Origin of the sequence: Plantactinospora sp. B6F1 (assembly GCF_040120695.1) — a bacterium.
Taxonomy (GTDB): domain Bacteria; phylum Actinomycetota; class Actinomycetes; order Mycobacteriales; family Micromonosporaceae; genus Plantactinospora.
Genome location: NZ_JBEEAC010000001.1, coordinates 236,673 through 259,798 on the forward strand (window position 1 = coordinate 236,673; position 23,126 = coordinate 259,798).

The 23,126-nt window shown below is 70.0% G+C and carries 15 protein-coding genes and 1 CRISPR repeat array (1 of these 16 only partly in view); of the genes, 12 read left to right on the top strand and 3 right to left on the bottom strand.

Features of this window, described 5'->3' with window-relative positions; genetic code table 11:
• Nucleotides 1-773: a CRISPR direct-repeat array (repeat unit 28 nt; unit sequence CTGCTCCCCGCGCACGCGGGGGTGATCC); it begins 1,696 nt to the left of the window's first position.
• Between the two features lie 795 nt (nt 774-1,568).
• From ABNF97_RS00920 to ABNF97_RS00930, 3 genes are all read left to right on the top strand, one after another.
• Entirely contained in the window at nt 1,569-6,716 is a 5,148-nt protein-coding gene (locus ABNF97_RS00920; RefSeq protein ID WP_349337319.1) for a hypothetical protein, read from the top strand.
• Complete coding sequence (locus tag ABNF97_RS00925; protein WP_349337320.1) at nt 6,716-9,898, top strand: hypothetical protein; 3,183 nt, start codon at nt 6,716-6,718, stop codon at nt 9,896-9,898. Before ABNF97_RS00920 ends, ABNF97_RS00925 begins: the two co-directional genes overlap by 1 nt.
• A gap of 307 nt (nt 9,899-10,205) precedes the next feature.
• Nucleotides 10,206-10,499, top strand: a complete 294-nt coding sequence (locus ABNF97_RS00930) for a DUF1330 domain-containing protein (RefSeq protein ID WP_349337321.1) — start codon at nt 10,206-10,208, stop codon at nt 10,497-10,499.
• A gap of 500 nt (nt 10,500-10,999) precedes the next feature.
• Here ABNF97_RS00930 and ABNF97_RS00935 read toward each other — a convergent pair whose 3' ends face one another.
• Together ABNF97_RS00935 and ABNF97_RS00940 are read right to left on the bottom strand one after the other, a co-directional pair.
• Nucleotides 11,000-12,394: an NsdA family TPR-like regulatory protein gene (locus ABNF97_RS00935; protein WP_349337322.1), complete on the bottom strand. Its 1,395-nt coding sequence runs from the start codon at nt 12,392-12,394 to the stop codon at nt 11,000-11,002.
• A gap of 90 nt (nt 12,395-12,484) precedes the next feature.
• Nucleotides 12,485-12,721: a hypothetical protein gene (locus ABNF97_RS00940; protein WP_207230502.1), complete on the bottom strand. Its 237-nt coding sequence runs from the start codon at nt 12,719-12,721 to the stop codon at nt 12,485-12,487.
• Between the two features lie 477 nt (nt 12,722-13,198).
• On the opposite strand from ABNF97_RS00940, the gene ABNF97_RS00945 reads away from it, so the two are divergent.
• The 9 genes from ABNF97_RS00945 to ABNF97_RS00985 all read left to right on the top strand — a co-directional run bounded on the left by ABNF97_RS00945 (nt 13,199) and on the right by ABNF97_RS00985 (nt 22,241).
• Complete coding sequence (locus ABNF97_RS00945; protein WP_165436704.1) at nt 13,199-14,518, top strand: NsdA family TPR-like regulatory protein; 1,320 nt, start codon at nt 13,199-13,201, stop codon at nt 14,516-14,518.
• Between the two features lie 14 nt (nt 14,519-14,532).
• Nucleotides 14,533-15,060: an N-acetyltransferase gene (locus ABNF97_RS00950; protein ID WP_130462639.1), complete on the top strand. Its 528-nt coding sequence runs from the start codon at nt 14,533-14,535 to the stop codon at nt 15,058-15,060.
• Nucleotides 15,061-15,703: 643 nt separating this feature from the next.
• Nucleotides 15,704-16,606, top strand: coding sequence for an ABC transporter substrate-binding protein (locus ABNF97_RS00955; RefSeq protein WP_165436705.1), 903 nt, complete (start codon nt 15,704-15,706; stop codon nt 16,604-16,606).
• Entirely contained in the window at nt 16,603-17,424 is an 822-nt protein-coding gene (locus ABNF97_RS00960) for a class I SAM-dependent methyltransferase (RefSeq protein WP_349337323.1), read from the top strand. The genes ABNF97_RS00955 and ABNF97_RS00960 overlap by 4 nt, the downstream gene beginning before the upstream one ends.
• A 102-nt stretch (nt 17,425-17,526) precedes the next feature.
• Nucleotides 17,527-18,336 (top strand): ABC transporter permease subunit, encoded by an 810-nt coding sequence (locus tag ABNF97_RS00965; RefSeq protein ID WP_130462641.1) that lies wholly within the window; start codon nt 17,527-17,529, stop codon nt 18,334-18,336.
• Between the two features lie 121 nt (nt 18,337-18,457).
• Nucleotides 18,458-19,204: a hypothetical protein gene (locus tag ABNF97_RS00970; protein WP_349337324.1), complete on the top strand. Its 747-nt coding sequence runs from the start codon at nt 18,458-18,460 to the stop codon at nt 19,202-19,204.
• Nucleotides 19,204-20,616 (top strand): hypothetical protein, encoded by a 1,413-nt coding sequence (locus ABNF97_RS00975; RefSeq protein ID WP_349337325.1) that lies wholly within the window; start codon nt 19,204-19,206, stop codon nt 20,614-20,616. The genes ABNF97_RS00970 and ABNF97_RS00975 overlap by 1 nt, the downstream gene beginning before the upstream one ends.
• A gap of 2 nt (nt 20,617-20,618) precedes the next feature.
• Complete coding sequence (locus tag ABNF97_RS00980; protein ID WP_130462644.1) at nt 20,619-21,617, top strand: exonuclease/endonuclease/phosphatase family protein; 999 nt, start codon at nt 20,619-20,621, stop codon at nt 21,615-21,617.
• 75 nt (nt 21,618-21,692) lie between these two features.
• Nucleotides 21,693-22,241: a DUF488 domain-containing protein gene (locus tag ABNF97_RS00985; RefSeq protein WP_349337326.1), complete on the top strand. Its 549-nt coding sequence runs from the start codon at nt 21,693-21,695 to the stop codon at nt 22,239-22,241.
• A gap of 103 nt (nt 22,242-22,344) precedes the next feature.
• Here ABNF97_RS00985 and ABNF97_RS00990 read toward each other — a convergent pair whose 3' ends face one another.
• Complete coding sequence (locus tag ABNF97_RS00990) at nt 22,345-23,121, bottom strand: DUF998 domain-containing protein (protein WP_165436706.1); 777 nt, start codon at nt 23,119-23,121, stop codon at nt 22,345-22,347.
• Nucleotides 23,122-23,126 lie beyond the last annotated feature (5 nt).

A 23,126-nucleotide genomic window follows, 5' to 3' on the forward strand; every position in this document is an offset into this window, starting at 1 on the left:
AGGAGGGACAGTGACTGCTCCCCGCGCACGCGGGGGTGATCCCCACGACTGGGCGCTGGAAGCCAGCAGCGTCGACTGCTCCCCGCGCACGCGGGGGTGATCCGCAGACCCGGGCGCTCGCGTCGATCCGCTGGCCCTGCTCCCCGCGCACGCGGGGGTGATCCGTAGCGGACGATCAGCGTCGCGCCGTACGCTCCCTGCTCCCCGCGCACGCGGGGGTGATCCCGCCTTGCTGTACAGCGGCAGGTACTCGCCGACCTGCTCCCCGCGCACGCGGGGGTGATCCCGCGGCGAGCACGATCAGCCGCGTCGGCCTGTCCTGCTCCCCGCGCACGCGGGGGTGATCCCCGATCAGCCGGCGCAGACCGGTCCGGGCACCGCTGCTCCCCGCGCACGCGGGGGTGATCCTGCTGCTCGAACGGCTCCACGCCATGCGCGAACCTGCTCCCCGCGCACGCGGGGGTGATCCCGGCAAGGCGTACGTCACGATCCAGGTCCGGGGCTGCTCCCCGCGCACGCGGGGGCGATCCTGCGCCCGGCAGACGAACCGGTCGCGGACCAGTCTGCTCCCCGCGCACGCGGGGGTGATCCGTAGTGCCGTCATGGTGGATCTCCCCCCCATCCTGCTCCCCGCGCACGCGGGGGTGATCCCGTGGCGAGGTTGAGACCCGGGGGAATCTCCTCCTGCTCCCCGCGCACGCGGGGGTGATCCGTCGACGTAGCAGGGGGGACCAGGTGAACCTAGCTGCTCCCCGCGCACGCGGGGGTGATCCCGCCCCGTTCCGACGGCGCGCTCCAGGTACGGGTGTGGCGAATCCTGCGGGGCCGACCTGTCCGCTCGCATAGGTACAGCCTGTCCGTTGCGGGCGACCGGTCAGGTCGGCTGAACGGGCCGCCGCGCGGCCCATGCCGAAAGGGTCCGGAACCCGGGTGTCTCGGTCGGATGCACGCTTCTGCTCGATGTGCAGGTAATCGTCGAGCCTGGACGAACTCAGCTCATTGCCGACTTCCACCGCAGACGGGACACATCCCAGGGGCCGCACTTCTCGGACAAGAAGGATTGATCTCACCCTGGCAGATCGGGGGTAGAGAGTTGAGTCATCCGCATGCTTCAATAAACATGTATCGTCCCCTTCGGAAGGCGACGGCCATGCGATATCGTGGATCAGTTCGTTGTCGCTTCGATTTCGCTGATGACCACAGTTCCTACTGGAGCACTCAGATCGGCGACCGGGCGCGCAAGCGGGTGAACCCGGCCGAGCGCAGCGGAAGAAGCACCGAACCCCGTGACCCACGCTACGCGGGCCACCTGCGATTCGCAGCCTCCACCGACGATCTGCACAGGTCACGGCTCCAATAATCGATCCGGCAACGACTTCGGGTAAGCGACGGCCTGGAACCTGGTCGGCCAGAAGGACCTGATCCGACGCCAGGGCCGACGGTCAGCTCCGTTTGCGTGCTGGATCTGCTGCGGTTCAGGGCACCTGGACCGATTCGTAGATGCGAAGTATTTAATCAATGGCCAGGTCGCCCTGACCATGCCCGCGAACCCGAATGGGGATTTGCAGATGGCCAACCTGCGGGGTTACCTGGACTCTCTGAGCGCCACGAATCAGGTGCTGATCCCGGCGGATATCGACACGGTGCTGCGGTCGGTGGATCAGGTGACGGTCCGACCAGGGACACCGATCACCCTCGACGGCCGGATCGTGGCCAACCCGGCGCTGCCCGGTTTCCTCAGTTTCACCCTCGCCACCGGCCGCCCCGTCGTGGTGACCGTGGTGGGAAACCAGAACAACTGGAGCGTGGACATCGCCCTGCTGGGCACGGCGGACCCGCTGTTCTATCTCCCGACCACGCCGGCGCTCCTGCCTGCGGAGCCGCGTTCGGGCGGCACGGGCGCGGGCCGGCAGGAGTGGCTGGAGCCGGTGGCCGGACGGCTGCGGGTGGAAGGCGAGCTCGTCGTACGGGTGACGGGCATCGCGGGGCAGGCGGCGCGGATGCGGTTACTGCCCAAGGGCTTGAGCGAAGACGAACTGATCACGGTACGACTCGACCCGCCGGCGATGCTGTTCGGCACCACCGGCGTCGGCATGTCCTTCACCGGCGGCGTCATTCTGATCGACGACAACCCGACCATGTCCCCAGCCGGCCAGGATCCGGCGTGGCGCGGCCTGTCGATTCCGGAGCTGAGCCTGTACGTGCCGCGGGGCGTTCCGCTCGGCGGCGGCACCAAGGTCACCGCCAGCCTGTCGATGACCAGCCCGGCCGGGGTGGATGCGACGGCAACCGTACGGCTGCCGTCGGCCGATGGCCGTCCCGAGCTGACCGCCACCGTGGAGTGGCGGGACCCGGCCGCGACCCGGCTCGGCGATCTGATCCCCACGCTCGTCGACATCGTGGCGGTGCTGCCGATCGACGGCATGACCGTGCCCGCCGTGGGCGAGGAGCTGACCGTCGGCGGCGGTGCCCCGACCCGGATCCGGGTCCGCTACAGCCGCGATCCCCGGCAGAACCCGGTCGTCGTCGGGTTCACCGCGGCCCTCGAAGCCGACGGTGACCAGGGGCTGATCTCCGTACGCGCCACCCCGCAGTCGTCCGTGGCGCCCAAGGCGGTCGTCACCGCCGCGGCACTGGCCACCGCGGTCATGGCCGACGCGCCGAAGCCGCCACCACGACCCGGTGACGACGGCAGCGGCGCGCTGGTGCACGACCTGCTCGTCGCCGCACTCGGACTCAGCACCGTGCTCACCCAGCAGGGTCAGGTCGTCGTGCACGGAGTGACCATCGGCTACTCCACGGCCTCGGTATTCGACTTCACCGTCGACTACAGCGCCGACATCGTGGTCAAGCCGCTCACCGTCGGCGGCGGCAATGGGTTCGGGGTGAGCATGGACCCGGCCCGGCCGATGCGGGTGCGCTTCCACGGGGTGCGGCTGCGGGTCGACATGAACGCCACCGGGCTGGACCGCTACACCCTCGACTACCGTTCGTCGCGGGTGGATGTCGAGGACCCGGGTGGGTGGCAGGTCGAGCACCTCGGGTCGCTGTTCGACGTGCTGGGCACCCGGTCGGGCAAGGGCTCGACGTGGTTCGAGGTGGATCTGGCCTTCGCGCTGGACCTCGGACCGGTACGGGTCGAGGGCGCCACCATCCGGGCCACCGTGCACGGCGGCTCGCTCGACGTCACCCTGCGCGGGCTGGCGGTGACGCTTGCCTTCCCAGGCGCGGGTGGTGGTCTGGACGTCATCGAGGGGAGGGGCCAGCTCAAGATCCTGTCAGATGCCGCGACCGGCCGCCCGATCACCGACATCCGGTTGGCCGCGAGCATCCCGCCGCTCAACCTCGCCGCCGACGCGTACCTGATGACCGCCGACCACGGCCCCGACGGCAACCAGATCCTGGTCGTGTTCGCCATCGACCTGCCCGGACCGGTGCCCCTGGGACCGACCGGCCTCGGTGTGTTCGGCTTCATGGGTGTCTTCGGCGCCAACACGGCGATCGCGCTGCCACCCGGCGACGACATGGTCGCCCAGCAATTGTCCTGGGATCCGCGCCGCAGCGGTCACACCCGGTTCGATCCGGGCAGCACGACCCTGGGCATCGGCGCCGTGCTGGGCACCGTACCCGACCTGGGATTCACCTTCTCCGCCCGGGCGATGTTCGCGTTGAGCGTGCCCGATGTGGCGATCAACGCCAGTCTCAAGGGAAGCCTGTTCGCCCCGAGGGCACAGCTCAGTGAGGTCGGCTCCCCGCCGGGCGGAGACCCGATCAACTACCTGGGCGTGCTGGCGTACGGCGACGACGGGCTCACCATGGGGCTGCGCGGCAGTTACCGCGTACCGGTGCTGTTCGAGCTGACCGTGCCCATCGGTGCGCATTTCCCCAAGCGCGGCAAGAACTGGTTCCTGCGGGTCGGCGGCGACGACAAGCACGGTCGGGGCGCCCCGGTGCTGCTGACGATCCTGCCGGACATCCTCGACGAGCACGCCTGGGCGTTTCTCATGATCGACGGCGCCGGCCTGCCCGACCTGTTCGAGGATGGCCGTGGCCTCGACGGCTTCGCCGTCGGAATGGGCGCCAGCTGGCACCGGAACCTGCGGTTCGGTCCGCTGGGCCTGGAGATGTCCGCGTCACTCGTCGCCGGGATCGGGACCATGCCGTACCCCGACGAGCGGGGGCAGTCACCGATCATCGCCGCCGAGGGCCGGCTGGCCGGCTCCCTCGACCTCGGGCCGGTGTCGGTCGCCGCGAGTACGACCCTGAGGGTGCAGGTCGGGCCGGGCGTCCGCTACCTGGTCGACTTCCGCGTCTGCGGCGAGGTCGATCTGTGCTTCTTCTCCATCGGCGGCTGCGTGGACTTCCACCTCGGCGACGAGCCCGGCCCGCCGCCGGTCCCGATGGTCAGCCCGCTGACCGGGGTCGCGTTGATGGACCGCAACGGTCGTACGGTCGCCGCGGCGGCCACCAACCCCGACGACGCGCCGGTGGTGTGGCCGGACGTGGTACCGACGTTGGCCTTCACCGTCGGCCCGCCATCCGAGACGTACTCCATCGGTCCGTTCCGGATCGTCGACACGTTCTCCGGCAGCGGTGAGGTCGGCACCGCCGACCTGCGGTACCGGTACCTGCTGAGGCAGTTGTCCATGGTCAGCGTCACGGACGACGGCGAGGTGCCGGTGCCGAACAACCCGGACGCCACCTGGTGGATCCCGGCCGTGGACCAGAGGTCGCCCAACCCGCTGACCACCGCGCGGCATCTCAGCCTGCTCTCCACCGACCCGGTTCCGTGGATCCAGACCCTGGCCGACGGCGGTGAGAACCTGCCGGAGGACCCGCTGATTCCGCTGCGCGACCTGTGCGGGCCGGCGGTTCTCGCCCAGGCCGGATGGCTGCTCGGCACCGATGCCAAAGGCACCGCGGTCGGCTGGGAGATACCGCCGGAGGCGTTGCCTGCCAACCGATTTCGCTCGCGGCTTTCGGCGCGGGTGGCGGTCACCCTGGACGACGAGCCGCTGAGGGCGTCCTGGTTCGCCTCGCGCGGGCTGCCCGCCCCGATGCACTCCGGCGGCCCTCGGCAGATTTCCGGGGGCGTGTCCACACCGGACCGGGTCTTTTCCGGCGGGCTGGTCCTGCCACACCCACTTCAGGGCGAGTGGCGGCAGGTGACCGGTGCGCCGATGCTCGCACTCGCACAGTTCACCTTCGACGGTGAGATCTCCCAGCCCCGGCTCTGGCTCAGGGTGCGGGCGACCGCGACGGAGGACGCGATCCGGGTGTTCTCGTTGAACTCCAGCATCGAGTGGACCCGTGTGCAGACCCTCAACCCGAGCCCCAGCCACCGGGTCTACTGCTACACCCCGCCGTCGAACCTGACCGATACCGGCTTCCGGCTGTTCTACTACGCCCGCAGCCGGGTCGAGGTGCTGGGCGTACGCGGGATCACCTCCGCGGCGCAGAACGCGGCGAACGTCGTCGACGCGGGCCGGTGGCAGGCGGCTACCGCGGGCACCGTAGCGTCCTGGCGGTCGCTGGACGACGACACCAACCTGTTGTTGCCCGACACCCTCTACAAAATCACCAACACGATCGTGGTGCACGCTCCTGGGGAGCCTGAGCCGACGGTCCTGCCGAGCACGGACTACTACTTCCGGACCGCACCGGAAACCGGTACGAAGACGGCGTCGCCACAGTTCGCGGCGAGCGTCTTCGCGCCGATTTTCCGGGCCGTCGACCGGTTCGACCCGAGCTACCTCGAGCGATACCTGCTGGGTTACGTGCCCGGCGACGGCACCCGGTTCTGGTACCACGACGACCCGGTCGCGGCGAGCTTCAGCCGCAACCACATCACCGCACTGGCCCGCCGCTACGAGTACGACACGCTGCTCCGGCTGCGCCGTACCGACACCCCGCCCGAGGCGGCTGCACCGCCCGACCCGGTCACCGCGCGGCTGGTCGCGCTGATCGGGGCCTGGCAACTCAGCCGGGCCGACCAGCGGCTACACGCGCTCGCGTTGGCATCGGGCGGGGCGTGCCGGCGCCCGGCTGTCGGGGCGTCGCTCGTGCCCGAGGTGCCGCTGGAGCCGCGCGCGACCTACGACCTGGCCGTCTGGTTCCGCAAGCGCGGACAGCTCAGCGGTGGCGTTGGCCTGCCCGGCGTGGTGTTCACGACCTCCCGCTACGCCTCCCCTCTCGAACAGTTCGCCGACCTGGGCCTCGTGGGCACCGGAACCCCCGGCATGGCGGGTGACCTGGCCGTGGCGGCACCCACGACACTGCCGCCGCCCGGCACCGGCGACGGCCTGCTCGCCCGCGTACTGCGCGATCTCGGTCTCGACCTGCGCCCGGCGCCCCGGGCCAGGACGAGCGCGCTGTGGATCCGCAGTGGCTCCGGTTGGCTGCTCTCCGGGGTGCTGCTGGAGTCGCCGGAGCCGTTGGAGCGGCTGGACATGGGCCGGGAACCCGGTGCCGACGGGGACGCCCCGCCACGGGTCCGGCTGTTGTCGCTGAGCGCCCCGAACGCCTTCGGCCAGGTGTGGCGGGACAGTTCCGGGTGCCGGGTGCTGCTGCGTACGGTCTCGCCCGCGGTGCCAAGCTACGGACTGCGGCTGGCAATCGAGGAGAACCGGCCCGTCGCCACCGGTGGCACCAGCACGGTGACCACGTACCTGACCGGCTCCTGCAACACCACACCCCGCTTCGCCGAGGAGATTTGATGTCGGACAAGGGATTCTCGCGTCGAAGCCTGCTCGGCGGGGCGGTGGCCAGCGGTGTGGTGTCGGTGGTGCCCGGGAGCCCTGCCGCTGCCCAGCGGCCGGACATCGAGGCCACGGCCGCCGGCCGGTCGACGGCGGCGCCGGCACAGCTGCTGCGCGCGTCGGCGATCACCACGGCGGGCGACCCCTGGCTGCCCGACGGCACGCACCTGCGGGTCAACCTCGCGCCACGCCTGGGATTCCCGCTGCATCCACTCACCGCGTTCCGCATCGACGTCGTGCCGGTCTACACCCGACCGGACAAGCTCGAATCGTCGACGACCCACGTCTGGCTGAACGCCGACCTGTCCGTTGCCGCCACCGGCGGCGGGATCCGGCACACCAGTGCCAGTGACACGCACTACCTGGTGATCCACGGATGGCAGCCGACGTTCCGGGCGGTCCGATGCTGCTTCGTCCGGCTGCTGACCCAGTCGGGCAGCGCCTTCCGGGTCGAGGTGCTGGACCCGGCGACCGAGCTGCCGGACGCCGATCCCAGGGTGCTGGCCAGCCGCGGCGCGGCGCCGTACGAATTCGGCGGCACCGACATCACCCTGCTACGGGTCAGCGGTGCGGGCGCGATCGACCTGGTCGAGATCGTCAGTACCGAGTCGCCGTACATCGCGATCGATCCCGCTCGGGCGGTCTCCTTCGGCCTGCCGCGCGGCGCCGGTCCGTGGTACGTGCCCGACCCGACCACCGATCCGGCGACCGCGGCCCGGATTCGGGTGGAGCAGGGCGCGGCCAAGCGGATGGGCCCACCGGATCGCCCCGACGGCACGGTGACCGCGCTGACCCCGGCCGACGAGGTGAACCGGGTGCAGGCCCTGTCCAGCGCACCGTCGGGTCTGGACTACTGGCTGGAGCGGTGTTTCACCGACCCGGCGACACCGCCGGTGGACACCGCCGTCAGCCTCGCCGGTGGCCCGGTCCCCGCCGCCTCCGGTGCGATCTCCCCGCTCTCCGCCCTGCTCGCCTCGGCGGTCGACCCGGCAATCGCCCGGCACCTCGGACTGGCTACCCGGGTGGACCCGCCGACCGGTTCGGCGGTGTGCACCCTGTGGATGGTCGCCGGACTGTGGCTGCTGCCGCTGGACCGGTCATCCGACGGCGGCACGCTACGCTCGCTCATCACCGGCTTCCCACCACCGGCCTCCGTCGTGTCCGCACTGTACGACCGGTATCCCGGCCTGTCGGCGCTGGTCGCCGAGCGGCTGGCCCAGCTGCGGGCGGCCCATCCCGCCGACGGCTGGACCGCGGTACCGCTGATGGTGCCGGCCGTCGCGGCCAAGGCCACGCCGGACCGGCCCGCTCCGCCCCGTACGCTCGCCCTGCCGCAGAGCACCTGGCGGGTGACCACCGGCCAGCGGCTCTGGACCCAACGGATCCCACTGGTGGGGCCGGCGGCCGGTGGCATGCTCGGCCTCGCCAGGCTGACCCCAAGCCCGGTCTCGCTACACGACACGATCCGGGTCGGATCAGTGAACCGGGCGCGTGCCGTGGTCGCCCACTGGGACAGGTACAACAACGATGCGGGCTCGGTCACCGACCTCGCGGTGCCCGGCCAGTCCGCGTCCTGGGGGCTGTGGCGGGCCGACGAGTTCGGTCGGTGGAGCGACCGGGCGGTGGTCAGCGGGCAGGCGCCACCCACGGCCGGGCCGCCCACGCCCACCGTGGAGGCCGAGTTCCAACCCGCTGCCCGGGACGGCGGGCTCCAGCCACGGTCGCCCGGGGCACTGCGGATCCGGATCGGCGTGCCCGGTCGCACCCTGCCGGGCCGGTTGCCCTCCCGGGACGTGATCGGCCCCGGCGGGGCGCCGGTGACGCTCGCGCTGCTGACGGTGGATGGCGTGGAACAGCCCGCGGTACCGGTACCGGCGGGCGCGTCATCGGTCGTGGCGACCGTCGCGGTACGCGAGTTCGGCGTCGGCGAGACGGCGGCGATCCCCGTGCTCGCCAGTCTGGTGGACGCGGCCGGTCAGACCTCCGAACCCGCCCAGGTCGAGCGTACGGTGCACGACCCCCGGGCCTACGCCCCGCTGCACGTCGCACCGACCCTGCTGTTCGCCACCGAGCAGGACCCGATGGGCGACAGTGAGGTCGGCCTCGAGTGGAGTGGCGGCGCGTGGGGATACCGGGTGTACCTGGGCGACGAACGCAGGCTGGGCGGCACGGGCAGCGGACAGCGGTGCGGACGGGCGGCCGAGGTCTGGGCGCGGTCGGGCGAACTGACCGACCGTCGCCGGTTCAGCCTGGTCACACCGAAACCACTGCGGGCCGCGTCGGACGGCGTGGTGCGCTTTCGCCACCGACTGCCCGGGTCGCTGCGCAACGTACAGTTCGTCCGGGTGGTGCCGGTGACCAGTGCCGGTGTCGAAACCGCCTTCGAGACCTGCGGACTGACGCCGGTCGCGGTGCCCGTACCGGACCGGCCGCCGGCGCCGGTCGTGCGGGTACGACCGCGCACGGACGGCCGGGTGGACGTCACCATCACCGTGACCGGGCTCCGTGACGACCTGCTCGCCGGGCTCACCGAGCCGCCACAGGCCCGGCTGCGCCGTGGTCGCCTCGCCAACAGCGACCCCGAGTACGTCCCCGTCGTGCAGACCGGGATCTCGCTCACCCGTGACGCCGACGGGGCCTGGTCGGCCACCGTCGTCGACGGCCCGGCCACGGGCTTTCCCGGTTACGTCCGGCTGACCTGGCTGGCCGAGGTGCGGTACCCGGCCGAACCGCACCTGCCCGTGGGCACCCTGCCCGCCGACAGTCAGATCCATCTGATCGGGGGCGGTCAACCGGGCCCACAGGTGTCCGGCTGGGGCCCGGTCTCCCCGCCCGCGAGCACACTGCTCACCCCCGAAACCCCGCTCGTGCCCCGGGCCACGGTCCGGTGGGGCACGTACAACGAGATCGCCGTGACCAATACGCCGATTTCCCACCGGCACGCGATCGCGCCACACCGACTCGAGGTCCACCGAATCTACCCGCCCGGGTCGTACCCGAGCGTCGCCCTGCCCCCGGTACCGATCACCGGCACGACGACCGTGGTACGCGACACCGCCATCAGCCCTCGCCCGCTCAGATACGCGGTGGTGATCATCGACCCGATCAACCGGTCCACACCCCCCGTGTACGTTCAGTGAACCTTTTTCAACCTGGACCGCGCGGCGCTCATGCACCGCGTCCGACCTTGCGGTCCGTCGGACCGCAAGGGGAGGTTGAAAAAGGTTCAGTAACCAGCTCGCCGGCCGGGCGGTGGTCGGCGACGCCATGCGGAGCCGGCAGCGTGTGCGTGACCTGGCCGCCGGCCCGCTGCACCGCCGTGTCGGGCGTGTCCTGGAGCATTCAGGACCGGTCGGCTGGGCGGTCAGACACGAGCTCTACGAGATCGCTGCTTCCGTCAAGGAACTGCGGCTGCCTTCTCGGCCTTGAACAGGCATCATGGGGTCCATGACCGCCTATTGGATCAACACGTTCACCGCCATCCATGATGAGGCCAGGCTTGCGCGCTACGTTGAGTTGGCCGGTCCGGCGATGCGGGCGGCAGGCGGGGTGTTCCTCGCCCGCGGCAACCCAGTGCACGTGTTGGAGGGATCCGCCGCTCTGCGCACAACGGTCATCCGCTTCGATAGCGCAGATGCCGCCGTCGCCGCCTACCGCAGCCCGGCATACCAGGAGGCGCTCGCGGCGCTCGGCGACGGCGCCGAACGCGACATTCGCATTCTGGATGGGGTAGAGGACTGACCTGCTTCAAGAGCTGCTCGACGTTTGTCAGAGGCCGCTGCGCGAGCTTGGCGCCGGCGGCTCGGTGCGTGCTTGGCTGGGCGGGGACGTTGTCAGTCGACGTCGGTGACGTGTTGTTGCCCGCTGCGTTGGATGCGCCGGCGGCGCGCTCAACGCCTGGCGTCGGGCCGCCGAGACACTGGCCGGCTCCAGGGTCGCGCACGACGCGGCCGTTGTCGCGGCGCTGAGGGCCGGCCTGCCGGCATGACTCCGGGCCCGCCGTGCGGCGGGGCCCGGAGACAGCGAAACTACAGGGACTGGGGTACGGGCAGAACGCGATCGCCACGCCCCGGCTGGTTATGTTGGAGGCGCGGGTCGAAACGGCCGGGACGTCGGCCGGAGGGCCGTTGAAGGGATAGGCGGCGTAGAACCGGTATCCGCGACCGCCCGGACCGTCCGGGTGGCCGACACCCTGCTCCCCGCGCACGCGGGGCTCGAGCGAAGTGGGTCTGCGCCCGTGATTACTCCTCGCGCTCCGGCACGTTGCCTATCGTCGTTTCGGATTGAGCGGTGTTGGCGAGCATTTGGTGGAGTCGGGTTCGGAGTCGGGTCGAGCCTGGGATCAGTGCGGTTTGTCGGATGGCTTCCTGCGTGTCGGTGTGCGCCTGCGCGGTGTCGCCGAGCAGGTATCGGGCGTGGGCAAGGTCGATGTGGCTGTGGGCGCGTTCGCGGCGCTGGTGGGGACGGTAGGTGGTGAGTGCGGCGAGGGCTTCGGTTCCGGCGTGGTTGGCAAGGTCGTCGGCGTGCCCGGAATGGACGGTCGCAAGGTGTAGGTAGGTGGTGGCCGCTTCGCGGCGTAGGTCGGCGTCGCTCGGATGGAGGGTGTGATGGTGTGGCGGGTCGTCGTCGGATTCGATGTGGAGGTTCGCGGCGAGGTCGAGCATGCCGCGTACTTCGCTGAGTCTGTTGGTGGGTTCGGCGGCGAGGATGTGTGCTTTGAGGTTCCAGAGCATGGCTCTGGTCCGGGTGTGTTGCCCGGGCAGGATGCTGATGGCGTGGTCGACCAGTCGTAGGGCGGCCTGGGGATGGTCGAGGGTGTGGAGGTGACGGGCCATGTCGGCGAAGATGACCACTGCGGTGAGGGGTGCGTGGTGGTGGGTGGATTCACGGGCGGCATGGAGTCCGTAGGTGAAGTAGTGCTGTGCTGGTCCGTCGAGGCCGGCGTCGTGGGACATGCGGCCGACCGCTGCGGCGAGCGTGGCGATCGCCGCGAGGAGCCGGTTGCCGGTGGTGGTGTCGTAGGTGGCCTGGTGGAGTAGGTCGACGGCGGTTTTGAGGTGTCCGATCGCCGCGTCGCGGGCCAGCGCCCCGCCAAACTCCTGGTCGTACTCGGCCAGTCGGATCGTTGCGGCTTCGACCGCATCGACGGCCGACGCGTCGATGCGGTCGGTGCGGTCGGTGCGGTGGTTGTCGGGGACGGGTAGTCCGATGGTGTCGGCCTCGTGCCAGCGAATGGTCGCGTCGGCGTACGCGGGTCCGGCGACGACGGGTACCAGGCTGGTCAGGGTGGAGGTGGTGCAGAGGATGTCGCGGCGCACGAGGGTTGCGAGTTCTTGCAGGGTGCGTGTGGCGACGATTGGGTGATGGTGGGCGGGGAGTGGTGGGTTGCCGTTGCGGGTGTGGGGCCAGATGAGCGGTGGCGTTATGTCGGCGCCCCAGGCGGTGGCGAGGACTTCGGCGAGGAGGTCGGGTTGGTCGCTGTCGCGACCTTGGAGCCAGCGTTTGACGCATTTGTGGTCGTAGCCGAGGTCGAGGCCGTACTTCTTTCGTCCGAGGTCGTTTATCGCGGTGGCGACGTGCGTCATGGTGGTGTACCCCGATCCGTTGATCAGAACGGCGAGTACCTGGTTGGTCACGTCTGCCGGCAAGAACATCAGTAAGCTTCTCCATCACGTCACGAGCACGGACAGGACAAGGGCAAGGGGTGACGGCTGCGCGGCTGCCAGCTACGGCCATCCGACCGGCGCGGCCGAGAGGTGGTCCTGCGAATAGGCGACGTGAGTGCTGCTGAGCGGCGCATCCATCAGACCAACGACGAGCTGTTCAGCCGGACCGCCGCTGCACTGGTCCGGCGCTGACTCGAGGTCGGCCGCCGCGGTCACACGTCGGTTTGCCAGCTCGGCCCAGTCGACCGCCGGGACGGTATCCGCGTCGGCCCGCTTGGCAACGTACGGTGCCGTCACGGTGTCGACACTGGTTCCCCGCGCATCCGTGGGACAGTAGGTCGCCAACACCGCCAGTGCCGACGACTGCTCCACCCTCCCGGGGCGCCAGGAACCACCACGGTAAACCCAGACACGATCACCCGGTCCGTAGGCACTCGCTGTAGGAATCTCGGTATCAGGGCGCTCGTCCGGTCGGACGGTGGGTCGTGGCATCATCTCGATCACCTTCCGCTCTGTTTCATAGTCGTTGCCGGTTGGACTGACGGTCGTATCAAGGGCTTGGATATCTCGGCGCCATGAGTGGTGACACCAAGATCAGTTTCTGTGGGCGTGGTCGCCGGTCCAGGGTTCGGCAACGGTCGTGTTTTGACGTCAGAGTCTTGCGGTGCGTCGTGCGCAATCGAAAGCGCGCCGGAGGGTCGCAGTCAGGACATTGAGCGGACGTTTGTCGACTCGTCTCGTCTCCGTCTGGCCCGATGCCCTACCGTGGACTGCGTGGTAACGGCCCTGCACCCCACTCTGCTTAGTCGCCTCGTACGAGAGGGGCGCTGGACGATAGAGGAAACGTGTGCCGCGTTCGAGCGAACCGCCCGTGAGCTGGGCGAAGACGTAACCCTCTCCATCCGGCAGCTTCGCCGCTGGATGGACGGCAAGGTCGGCCGGCCGCGCCAAGCAGCGCAACGAGTCGCCGAGGCGTTCTGGGGATACCCGTTTGAGACGTTGGTAGGTCCGGTGGAAGCCATGTCGCAGGCACTGGCGGCACCGGCTCAGGACCGCCTACTGTCAAGGAGCGTGTCTCACCTGACGCGAGGCGATCTCGAGGATAGTGTTGTGGACCGACGGGCATTCTTTTCGGCTTCTCTGGCTGTCGGCGCAGGTGCCGCCTTCCCCGCCAGCCTGCTGGCTTCAGGCTACGGTGCCATGACCGCAGGGGACTGGCTCGCCGTCGCCTTCGAGTACGGCCATGCCTACCCGACGAGATCGAAGTCCCAGTTGCTCGTGGAGCTTGGCCATGATCTCGCAGCGTTGCTGCGTGTTATTGAATCGGCGCCGGATGGGCCACGACGAGCGGATCTGTGCGAGGCCGCTGGACGTCTCGCTGGCATCCTGGGCATGGCGTGCACTGATGCTGGGCACCCCCGCGAAGCCCGACACGCCTGGCTGCTCGGAAGGCGTTACGCGCACGCTAGCGGCTCGGCTGAGCTTTGTCTATGGACGCGGGGGCAGGAGGCAATCGCGGGGTTCTATGCGAGTCGACCTCCGGCCGTCATTCTTTCGCTCACCGATGAAGCGCTTGCCACGATCGAAGGTGGTGAAGGTGGCAACCGCAGCGTGGGGCATGGACTTTTGCTCGCTGCCAGAGCGCAGGCACTGGCCCTGCTGGGAGACAAGCTCGGTGCCATCAAGTGTTTGGATGCCATGGCAATGACAAGATCAACGAGCACGGACGCTGCACCGGTCTTTTCGTGGGGCGATCGGCACGTCCTTCATAGCCGTTCTTTTGTCTACTCGACTGCGGGCCCATTGAATGAGGCGGAACGAGCGCAGGATCTAGCGGTACAAGCATATCGACCCGACCAGACTCTTGGTCGAGCCCAGGTCGAGATGCACCGTGCTCTGTCGATTATCCGATGCGGCGATGTTCGGGCAGGCGTGGACCATGCCGCTGATGTCGTGCAGATGAACGCGCCCGGTCGTTACCTGTTGGCAATCGCTGACTATGTCTTGACGAGCGTTAGGGCCGAGGACCGACGACTGCCGGCGGTTCGGCAGTACGCGGAAATATTAACGAATGTCCGCGCGGGTGCGCCGTGAGTGACGGTTTTGCCTTGGAGCGCATCGACGGTCCGGCCTTCCTGGCCACGCTCGACGAGGTAACCGCGCTCTACGTGGCCGTACACGGCGAGGGACCGCAGGGAGACTCGCCGCTGTACGCTCGCGAAACGTTCCTCAAGCGAACCAACCGGCAGGCGGTGCGGCCCGGGTTCGCCGCGACGCTCGCCAGGCGTGGCGCTACTGACGAGTTGGCGGGCTTCGCCTTCGGACTGCCCTTTCCGCCCGGCGTCTGGTGGGCCTCGCACCGGCGTGATGATCCTCCGGCCGAAGTGCTTGAAGCGTCGAAGTTTGCCGTGATCGAACTGAACGTCGCTGGTGCTTTTCGGGGGCGAGGGCTGGCGCGGCGACTTCTCGACCTCCTGCTGGCCGGCCGGCCAGAGCCTTTCGCTATACTCACCACCACGCCGGAGTCGCCCGCCCGATCCATGTACGTCCGCTGGGGTTGGAAGCAGATAGGAACTGCCCAGCACACGCCTGAAGCCCCGTGCATGGACCAGCTCGTGCTCCCGCTTCGGGGATAGCGATAGCAGCTGCGTGCCGATCTCGGCACTGGTTCGTGCGTCCACACCGGTCGGGCGCTGGAGCCGCTCTCGGATGCTTCCGATCTGCCTTTGCCTTCACGTGTGAGATCGACCGCACAGCCGCGGCATAGCAACCCACCTCCTCAGCACGCGAGCACGACCATCCGCGCGACGGAAGCCAGGACTTTGACGTAGCCGTTCCCGCCGCGTACCTCCCTGGGCGCCCCTTCGTACCGCCGGCTCCGCCTTTCCCGGGATCTTCTACGTGCATTTCCGGTCGGGTTTTGTTGTGGGCGGCATCCGGCCGCCGGCGATTTCCGGCGATCCACGTCGATCATGCATGTCGGTCCGGTGCTTCCCTACCTTGCCGCCGAGCGGGACAGCCATCTCGGCTCGCATCCATTGCATTGGGAGGTTCCAGATAATGCCCACGATAGCGCTGGCTCCGAAGCGCTCGGCCGAGCAGCATCGTTGGCCGGGCTTTCGGACTTCCCGCCGGCCCGCCGTCATCAGCCGCCGGACGGCCCTCAGCCGCGCCGCCCTGGTCGCCGGTGCCGGTGTCGTCTCCGGTGGCACGCTGATGTCGGCGGCGTGCGGCAGCTCGGACCGTGCGGGCCGGTCCAACAAGGACAGGGTGCGTTTCGTGACGACCCTGGGAACGCAGGGGCGGGACGCGTACGGGTTTGTCGCGAGAGACAAGGGCTTCTTCGCCGAGGCAGGTATCGAGGTGGATATCCAGCCTGGTCAGGCCGGCGACTACAACCATCGGATGATCCGCTCGGGACGAGCCCAGGTCACCATCGTGGACGCGGCCGGGGCCCTGGTCCGCTACGGCAGCGGTCGTGACACGAGCTTCCAGATCCTGGCGGCGATCCACCAGCAGACGCTGCTCTCCATCGTGTCCCTGGAGGCGTCGGGCATCACGAACGCCCACGCCTTGCAGGGGCGCACCCTGGCGACGGTGAAGGGGGCAGCGCCGGAGATTCTCTTTCCCGCCTATGCCCGACTCGCGGAGATCGACGCGACGAAGGTCAGCTGGCAGTACGGGTCGGCGCCCCAGCTGAATTCCTATCTGGCTGCCGGCCGGGTCGACGGAATCGGCATCTATCTGGTCGGACAGCCTGGTGTAGCCGCTGCCGCAAAGCGGTCCGTGTCGGCGCTGCCCTACAGCGAGTACCTACGCGACCTCTTCGGCGGTGTGGTGGTCGCGCAGAAGGAGACCATCGCGGACAATCCCGACCTGCTGCGGCGGTTCGTCCAGGCACTGCTCCGAGGAGCCGAGTACGCGGTGGAGCATCCGGACGAGGCGGGCCGGATCCTGGCGGAGGCGGTCAAGGGGCAGGACGTGCGCCTGGCCGCCGAGGAACTCCGGCTCATGCGCCCCTACGTGATCCCGGCCTCCGGCGCTCCGGTCGGGACCATGGAGGAGGAGCGGGTGGTGCGGAGCGTGGCGCTCCTGCAGTCGGTCGGCCTGCTGCCCGGCGGGGCGAATCCGGAGCTGCCCCGGCAGGTGGTCAACGTCAACATCGCGGGGAGCCTCCGGTGAGCGTGGCACCCGAGATCGGCGCCGAGCCCTATCCGATGAGCAACGCCGATCCGCACTCGCCGGACCATCACGCCGCGCTCGCCGACCTCCTGGATCCGGTCACCACCGCCCGGCTGGCCGAGCTGGGTGACTGGACCGGCGCCACCTGTCTGGAGGTCGGAGCCGGCGGCGGCAGTCTCGCCCGGTGGCTCGCCGGCCGGGTCGGCGACGACGGCCGGGTCCTCGCCACCGACACGGACCTCGACCGGCTCCCGCATCACCGGCGTCTGCTCTGCGTCCGGCACGACCTACGCAGCGGCGATCCACTGCCGGGCGGTCCGAAAGATCTGACCGTGGCCAGGCTCGTCCTGAGCCACCTGCCAGAGCGGGAGGCGATCCTGCACCGCCTGGTGGCGGACCTCGTGCCCGGCGGGACCCTGGTGGTCGCGGACTGGGCAAGCCTGCGTACCCGGGACGAGGTCGTCGTGGCCGCGCCGAGCGCGGCGGCCGCCGAGGCGTACGCGGCCTACCAGCAGACGGTGGGCAGGAAGGTCTTCGAGGCGGCCGGTACCGACCGCAACTGGGCCCGCCGCGTGCATCCGCTGATGCTGGCCGCCGGACTGGTGGATGTGCGCACGACCGTCAGCGCCGAGTACTGGACCGGCGGCAGCGCCGGCGCCCGGTTCGTCGGCGCCGTCCTGCGGCAGGTCCGGCCTCGCCTGCTGGCCGCAGGCATGACCCGTGGGCAGCTCGACGCCGTGCTCGACCTGCTCGACGACCCGGGCCTGGTGATCCACGGTCACCCGCTCTACATCACCAGCGGTCGGCGCCCCTGCTGAGGCCGGCCCTTGGGCGGGCGTCGTCTCTCACCCCCCGGAGAGCGGCGCCCGCCCCGCCGAGCGCCGCTCTCACACACAGTCCGTCAACGCCTGGGGGCACCCATGAGACTGAAAGCCGTCGTCGCGCTGGTCAGGGGGCCGGTCGCAGGACGGGGCAGACGCGTCCTCGGCCGTATCCTGCCGGGCCTCGCGGCAGCGGGACTGGTCGGCTGTTGGTGGCTGGCGTCCGTACTCTTCTCGATCGATCCGTTCTTCCTGCCGTCGCCACCGGATATCGTGCGTGCGTTCGTCGCCGCTCCCGGCTACCTGCTTCAGGAGACGGCCGCCACGGCTGCGGTCACGCTCGCCGGCTTCGGCCTGGCGACGGCCGTGGGGCTTGTCGTCGCCGCCGTCATCGCCACATCCCGGCTGGTCGAGCGGGCGGTCCTGCCGATCCTCGTCGCCCTGCACTCCGTGCCCAAGATCGCCATAGCGCCGTTGCTGGTGGTCTGGCTGGGCTTCGGGCCGCGACCGAAGATCGCGCTGGTCCTGGCGGTCGCCTTCTTTCCGATCATGCTGGCGGCGGTGGCCGGCCTGACCTCGACACCACGCGAGCTGGCCGACCTCGCCCGCTCTCTCTCCGCCTCCCGCTGGCAGACGTTCGTGAAGATCCGCCTGCCATGGGCGTTGCCACAGGTCCTTGTCGGGCTCAAGACCGGCGGCACCCTCGCTGTCATCGGCGCGGTCGTCGCTGAGCTGTCCAGCTCCAGCAGCGGACTCGGCGCCGTCATCCTCACCGCCGGCACGACAGCCGACACCCCGCGCGCGTTCGCCGCCGTCACGCTGCTCGCGCTGCTGAGCAGCGCTCTCTTCGGCGGTCTCGTCGCCGTCGAACGGTTGGCGCTGCGCTGGGCGGCGGAGACGACCACGTGAGCCCGCCGGTCCCGGCACCCGCGCCGGAGATCTCCGTTACCGCGACACCGACCAGGGAAAGGAGTACGGCCGGAATGGGCGTTCTGCGTGTGCGCCGACGTCGGATGTTGGAGTCGGCGGTGTGTGGTACTACCGGCATTCGGCGGTCAACCGCTGGATCACCGTGCTGGCCGTTCACCCGCAGGGCGAACCTGCCTACTTCCTCACCGTGCGGACCATCGCGAACCGCGGCCGGACCGGCGGCTCGCGGGTGTACTACGAGGAGCTGCTCGCTCCATCAGCAGGGGAGCGCCGTGGGCTGCACCCGGATGTGCGGCAGGTGGTCGACCGCATCGGGGAATGGGAGGTCCTCCGGATCGCCCGGGCAGGGGTGCTCGGCTGGGTCGACGCCCGGGAGGCACTGCGCCCGGAGACTGACTGGCACATCCACCCCGTCTCGATGTCCGACGCAGTCGACCTTACCGGGCCCAGCTGGATCGACCGGTACGTCCGCCAAGCCCTGCGTCGGCTGGACTGGGCGGACGGCAGCCGTCGCGGTCCGCGCCTGCACCAGCTGCGTGTGGCTACCGCCGCGCGGCGCGAGGCCCGGCGTGGCCGGACCGAGCGGCTCGGCGCCCACCCCTCCCTGCTGGTCCGGCGGGCCACCGCTGCTCTCGACGCGCTGCGCCACGACGACGGGCACGGGGTCCTGCTCTGCGCCCCGGAGGTGCTGCCCCGCGTCGCGGCCGGGCTCGCCGACATCGGCTTCACCCGCCAGGGCAGCGAGTGGCTTCCCGTCGGCCAGTTACCTCATCGCGGGGCTGCGGCCGTGCAACTCCTGCTCGGCTGCGGTCCGCGCCACCCGGCCTCGCTACCACCGCACCGCTGATGGAAGAGCCCATTCCAGTGCCTGACAGCTCGCGGGCTGCGGCGACCTCACCACGACGCGGAAGAAACAGTGTAATGGCGCCGGTGCCGCACTGGGCGGCCCGCATCGTCACCCAACACCTTGCCGAGCGGTACGTGTTCGACCGGTGGACGCTCGAGGAGATTGCCAGGTCGGTGGATTGCTCGGCCAGCCACCTCCACCGGGTGATGGTGGAGGCGGGGATACCGCGTCGAAACCGGGGTGAGCGGCCCAGGTCGGGCCCGGTTCCGGCCGATCGGATCGCCTGGCCGGGCGGCGCCACCGCAGCCGAACCGCCGCCGGGCTGGACCTGGACGAACTCTCTGGGCAGCGTGCCCGACTGGGCGGCCCGCATCGTCACTCGCCACCTGGTCGACCGATACCTTGTCGACGGGTGCACGATCCCCGAGATCGCCAACTCGACCGGATGCACCCAGGTGCACATCCGTCGGGTGCTGGTCGAGGCTGGGATACCCCGCCGCAGACCGGGCCAGCGGTTCTCGACGACCGCCCTGGCCCCGCGTGCCGACCGTCTCGATGACGGCGCGCGGCGGTTGGGACGGCCGGCGGAAGCGTACTCGCTGGCGGACCTGCCGGACTGGGCGGCGACCATCGTCATCCGCTACCTCACCGACCGGTACCTGGATGACGAGTGGTCGGTCGCGGAAATCGCCCGGTCGATCAGGTGCCCGCATGACCGGATCAACAACCTACTGGCAGAGCTGGGGATGTCGCAGCGCCGGGGCCGATCCGGTCCTACCGGTGCTGTCCCGGGCGAACAGGTGGCATCCGGCGACGGGGCGGAGACGGGCCCGGCTCGGGAGGCGGACGAGGTGTTCGCGCAACAGGCCGACCGTGCGGTGATGGCGATCGCGCGGACGAGGCAGATGACCCCGCTGCCCTCCTGGGCCGCCCGGATCGTCACCCGCTACCTGGTGGACCGCTACCTCGTCGACTGGTGGTCGATCATGGAAATCGCCACGACGATCGGCTGTTCGCACGGCCATGTCCACCACCTCCTGGTCGCGCTGGAGATTCCCCGCCGCAAGCAGGGGCGCCGGCCACGCGTACGCGACATCCCGACCGACGAGCAGATCGTCGCCCGTTACGAGGCGGGCGAGTCGATTGGCTGGATCGCCTACCGCACCGGCATGTCACGTGGCTACGTCCGAGACCGTCTCCTGGCTGCCCGGGTGCGTATGCGTCCCGGCCCGGTCCGGCGACAGGCCGCCATCCCCGACGAACAGATCGTCGCGCGCTACCGCGCCGGGGAGACGATATCCGCGCTCGCCGCAGCCGGTGGAGTGTCTGGCGTCTACGTCGGAGATCGGCTGCGACAGGCCGGAATCCACCTGCGCCCAGCCGGGCCACAGCGATCGAAGGCCAGACCGTAGCCATGGACGGCAAGGGAGTGACCGTGCAGGGAATCATGGGGCACGTCGGAGTGGCGTTGTTCAATTTCGAGGGCGGTGGGCTGCTGGCCGACGGCGGCTTCGACTTCGACCGGCTCCGTCGCGCTTTCGCACACCTCGACAAGGCGCCAACGCTAATAGCGATCAACGAGGCGAAGGAGTGGGCGCGTGACGGCAACCTCGGACTGCTTGCCGCCACTGATGCCCTCGCCCAGCAACTTGACCGCCCGTACGTCGGGCAACTCGGCTGGCGGGAGCGCGGACCCATCGAACCGGCCCTACTCTACGACCCGACGGCGTTGACCCTCACCAGCTGGTACAGCGACACCGGCTATCCGACCCATGACGACAAACGCGGGCTGGCCCATTTCCGCGTCCGGGCCACCGGTGTCGAATTCGGTGTCCTCATCGAGCACTGGGATCCCCGCTCCGGCGTGACCCGGCTACGCCAGGCCGCCCGAATCGACCGGTACGGCAGATACCGGCTACCGATGCTCGTGTTGGGGGACCTTAACGAGACTGCCTCCGGGCCCTCGTATCCGAAGCGGAACTGGGAGCTGGCGGACTACCGCGCCCGGAGCCAGAAGGCCCGCCAACGCGCCGACCGCATCTGGGTCGATCAGACGGAGGCCGTCGACCATCTCATCGGCGCATGGTCCGACGACCACGGCGAACGGATCGGCGGCTGCGGCTTCCACGCCGCGCCTGACCTCGCCTGGCATAGCGGCACATCCCACCATCAGGCATACCGGCCCACCACCAACTGCGCCGACGAGGAGGGCGACGGACAACTGATCGACTTCATTCTCACCACCGTCGCAGAGTCGCTCGTGCCGATGACGTACCGGGTGCATCCGCCGCCCAGGGACAACCCGACCGAGTTCCCGTCCGATCATCGCCTGGTCACGGCCAATTTTGACTTCGCGATCGGCGCCCGGGCCGGTGGTCGGGATTCTAGGATCAGCAGCCGGTCGGAGGCGTAGGGGCGAGGGGATCTGCCCGCCTGCTGCCCGGTCATGTCCGCACCTGGCGGCAGAGCGGCGCGCGATGATCGGTCTGTGCAGACGACAGAACGCCCGTCAGCCCTGCTGACGGTAGGTCACGGGCCGTTGCCTCGTGCCGCGCTGGGCGACTTGCTGACCGGTGCCGGCGTTGAGCTGGTCGTCGACGTACGCCGCTTCCCCGGCAGCCGCACCAATCCCGATGTACAGCGGGACGCGTTGGCGCACTGGCTGCCGGAGCTGGGGATCGACTATCGGTGGGAGGAGCGGCTCGGCGGCCGGCGGCATCGTCCGGCCGACGCACCCGAGCAGGACACCTGGTGGACCGTGCCGGCGTTCCGTGCCTACGCGGCACACACCCGTACGCCGGAGTTCCGGGCGGCCCTGGATCTTGTGCTTGACCGGGCGGCGGAGTGCACGGTCGCGGTGATGTGCAGCGAGAGCGTGTGGTGGCGTTGCCACCGCCGCCTGATCGCCGATGTCACGGTGCTGAGCCGCGCCGTGCCCGCGCGGCACCTCATGCCGGACGGGCGGTTGAGCCCGCACCGCGTGGCGGACGGCGCCAGGTTGCGTCCGGACGGATTGGTCGAGTGGACCGGTGCGTGACGGACGTGCCGGCTGGTCGAGGCCGCACACAACAACCCGTCGGCACCTGCCACCGGGGCCTGCCGCCCTGCCGTGGGTATCCGCAGGGCGGCGCGCAGCGTGGCTACGACCGCCCGGTTGCCGGCGAGGCCGTGCGTCCCGCCGTACCGTCCTGAGCGTCTGGGTGGTCGTCCGTCGCCGGTAGCGGCGAACCCTCCGGCCGGCCCGGCGGCACCGGCCGGGCACCCCGGTACGCGAGCCAGCCCATCGCCACGAACCAGGCGTGCAGCTCCAGGATCCCGAGCCGCTGCACGAGTCCGGCGACGCCCTGTTCGGCGCCGTCCGCCGTCGGCTGGAACGTCGCGAAGAAGGCGACGAGCAGGATCAGGGTCAGCGGGCTGCCGAGCAGCAGCCAGGTACCGAACCGCCGCCAGCCGGGGACGCCCCGGAGGTACCGTCCGGCGACCAGGAAGCCGGCGACCGGTGTGCCGATGGCGAGGACGAAGCCGAGGGTGTGCGGCATCATCGCCTCCAGGTTGAAGATCCCGCAGACGGCCTGCCCGATCCCGCTACAGGCCAGCAGCGCTATCGACCAGCGGCGCAGGGTGGGCCGGTCGGCCGGAAGGGTGCGGAACACCCCGACCACCCCGGCGACCAGGACCAGCCCACAGACGACGAAGGCGGTGTTCATGTACGGCGCCGTCACGCCCATCCCGAGCCCGCTGATCGGCTGGCTGATCGGCGAGTAGTCGGTGAACCGGTGGTCGAAGAGGGTGTATCCCGGGCTGACGGCGCCGAGGACGAGCCAGGCGAGGGTGAACAGCACGGGTCCGACGACGGCGCCGAGCGCGAGCCGTCGGGCGAGGGAATCCGGAACAGGGGAGTGAGGGGTCGTAGTCATAGAAT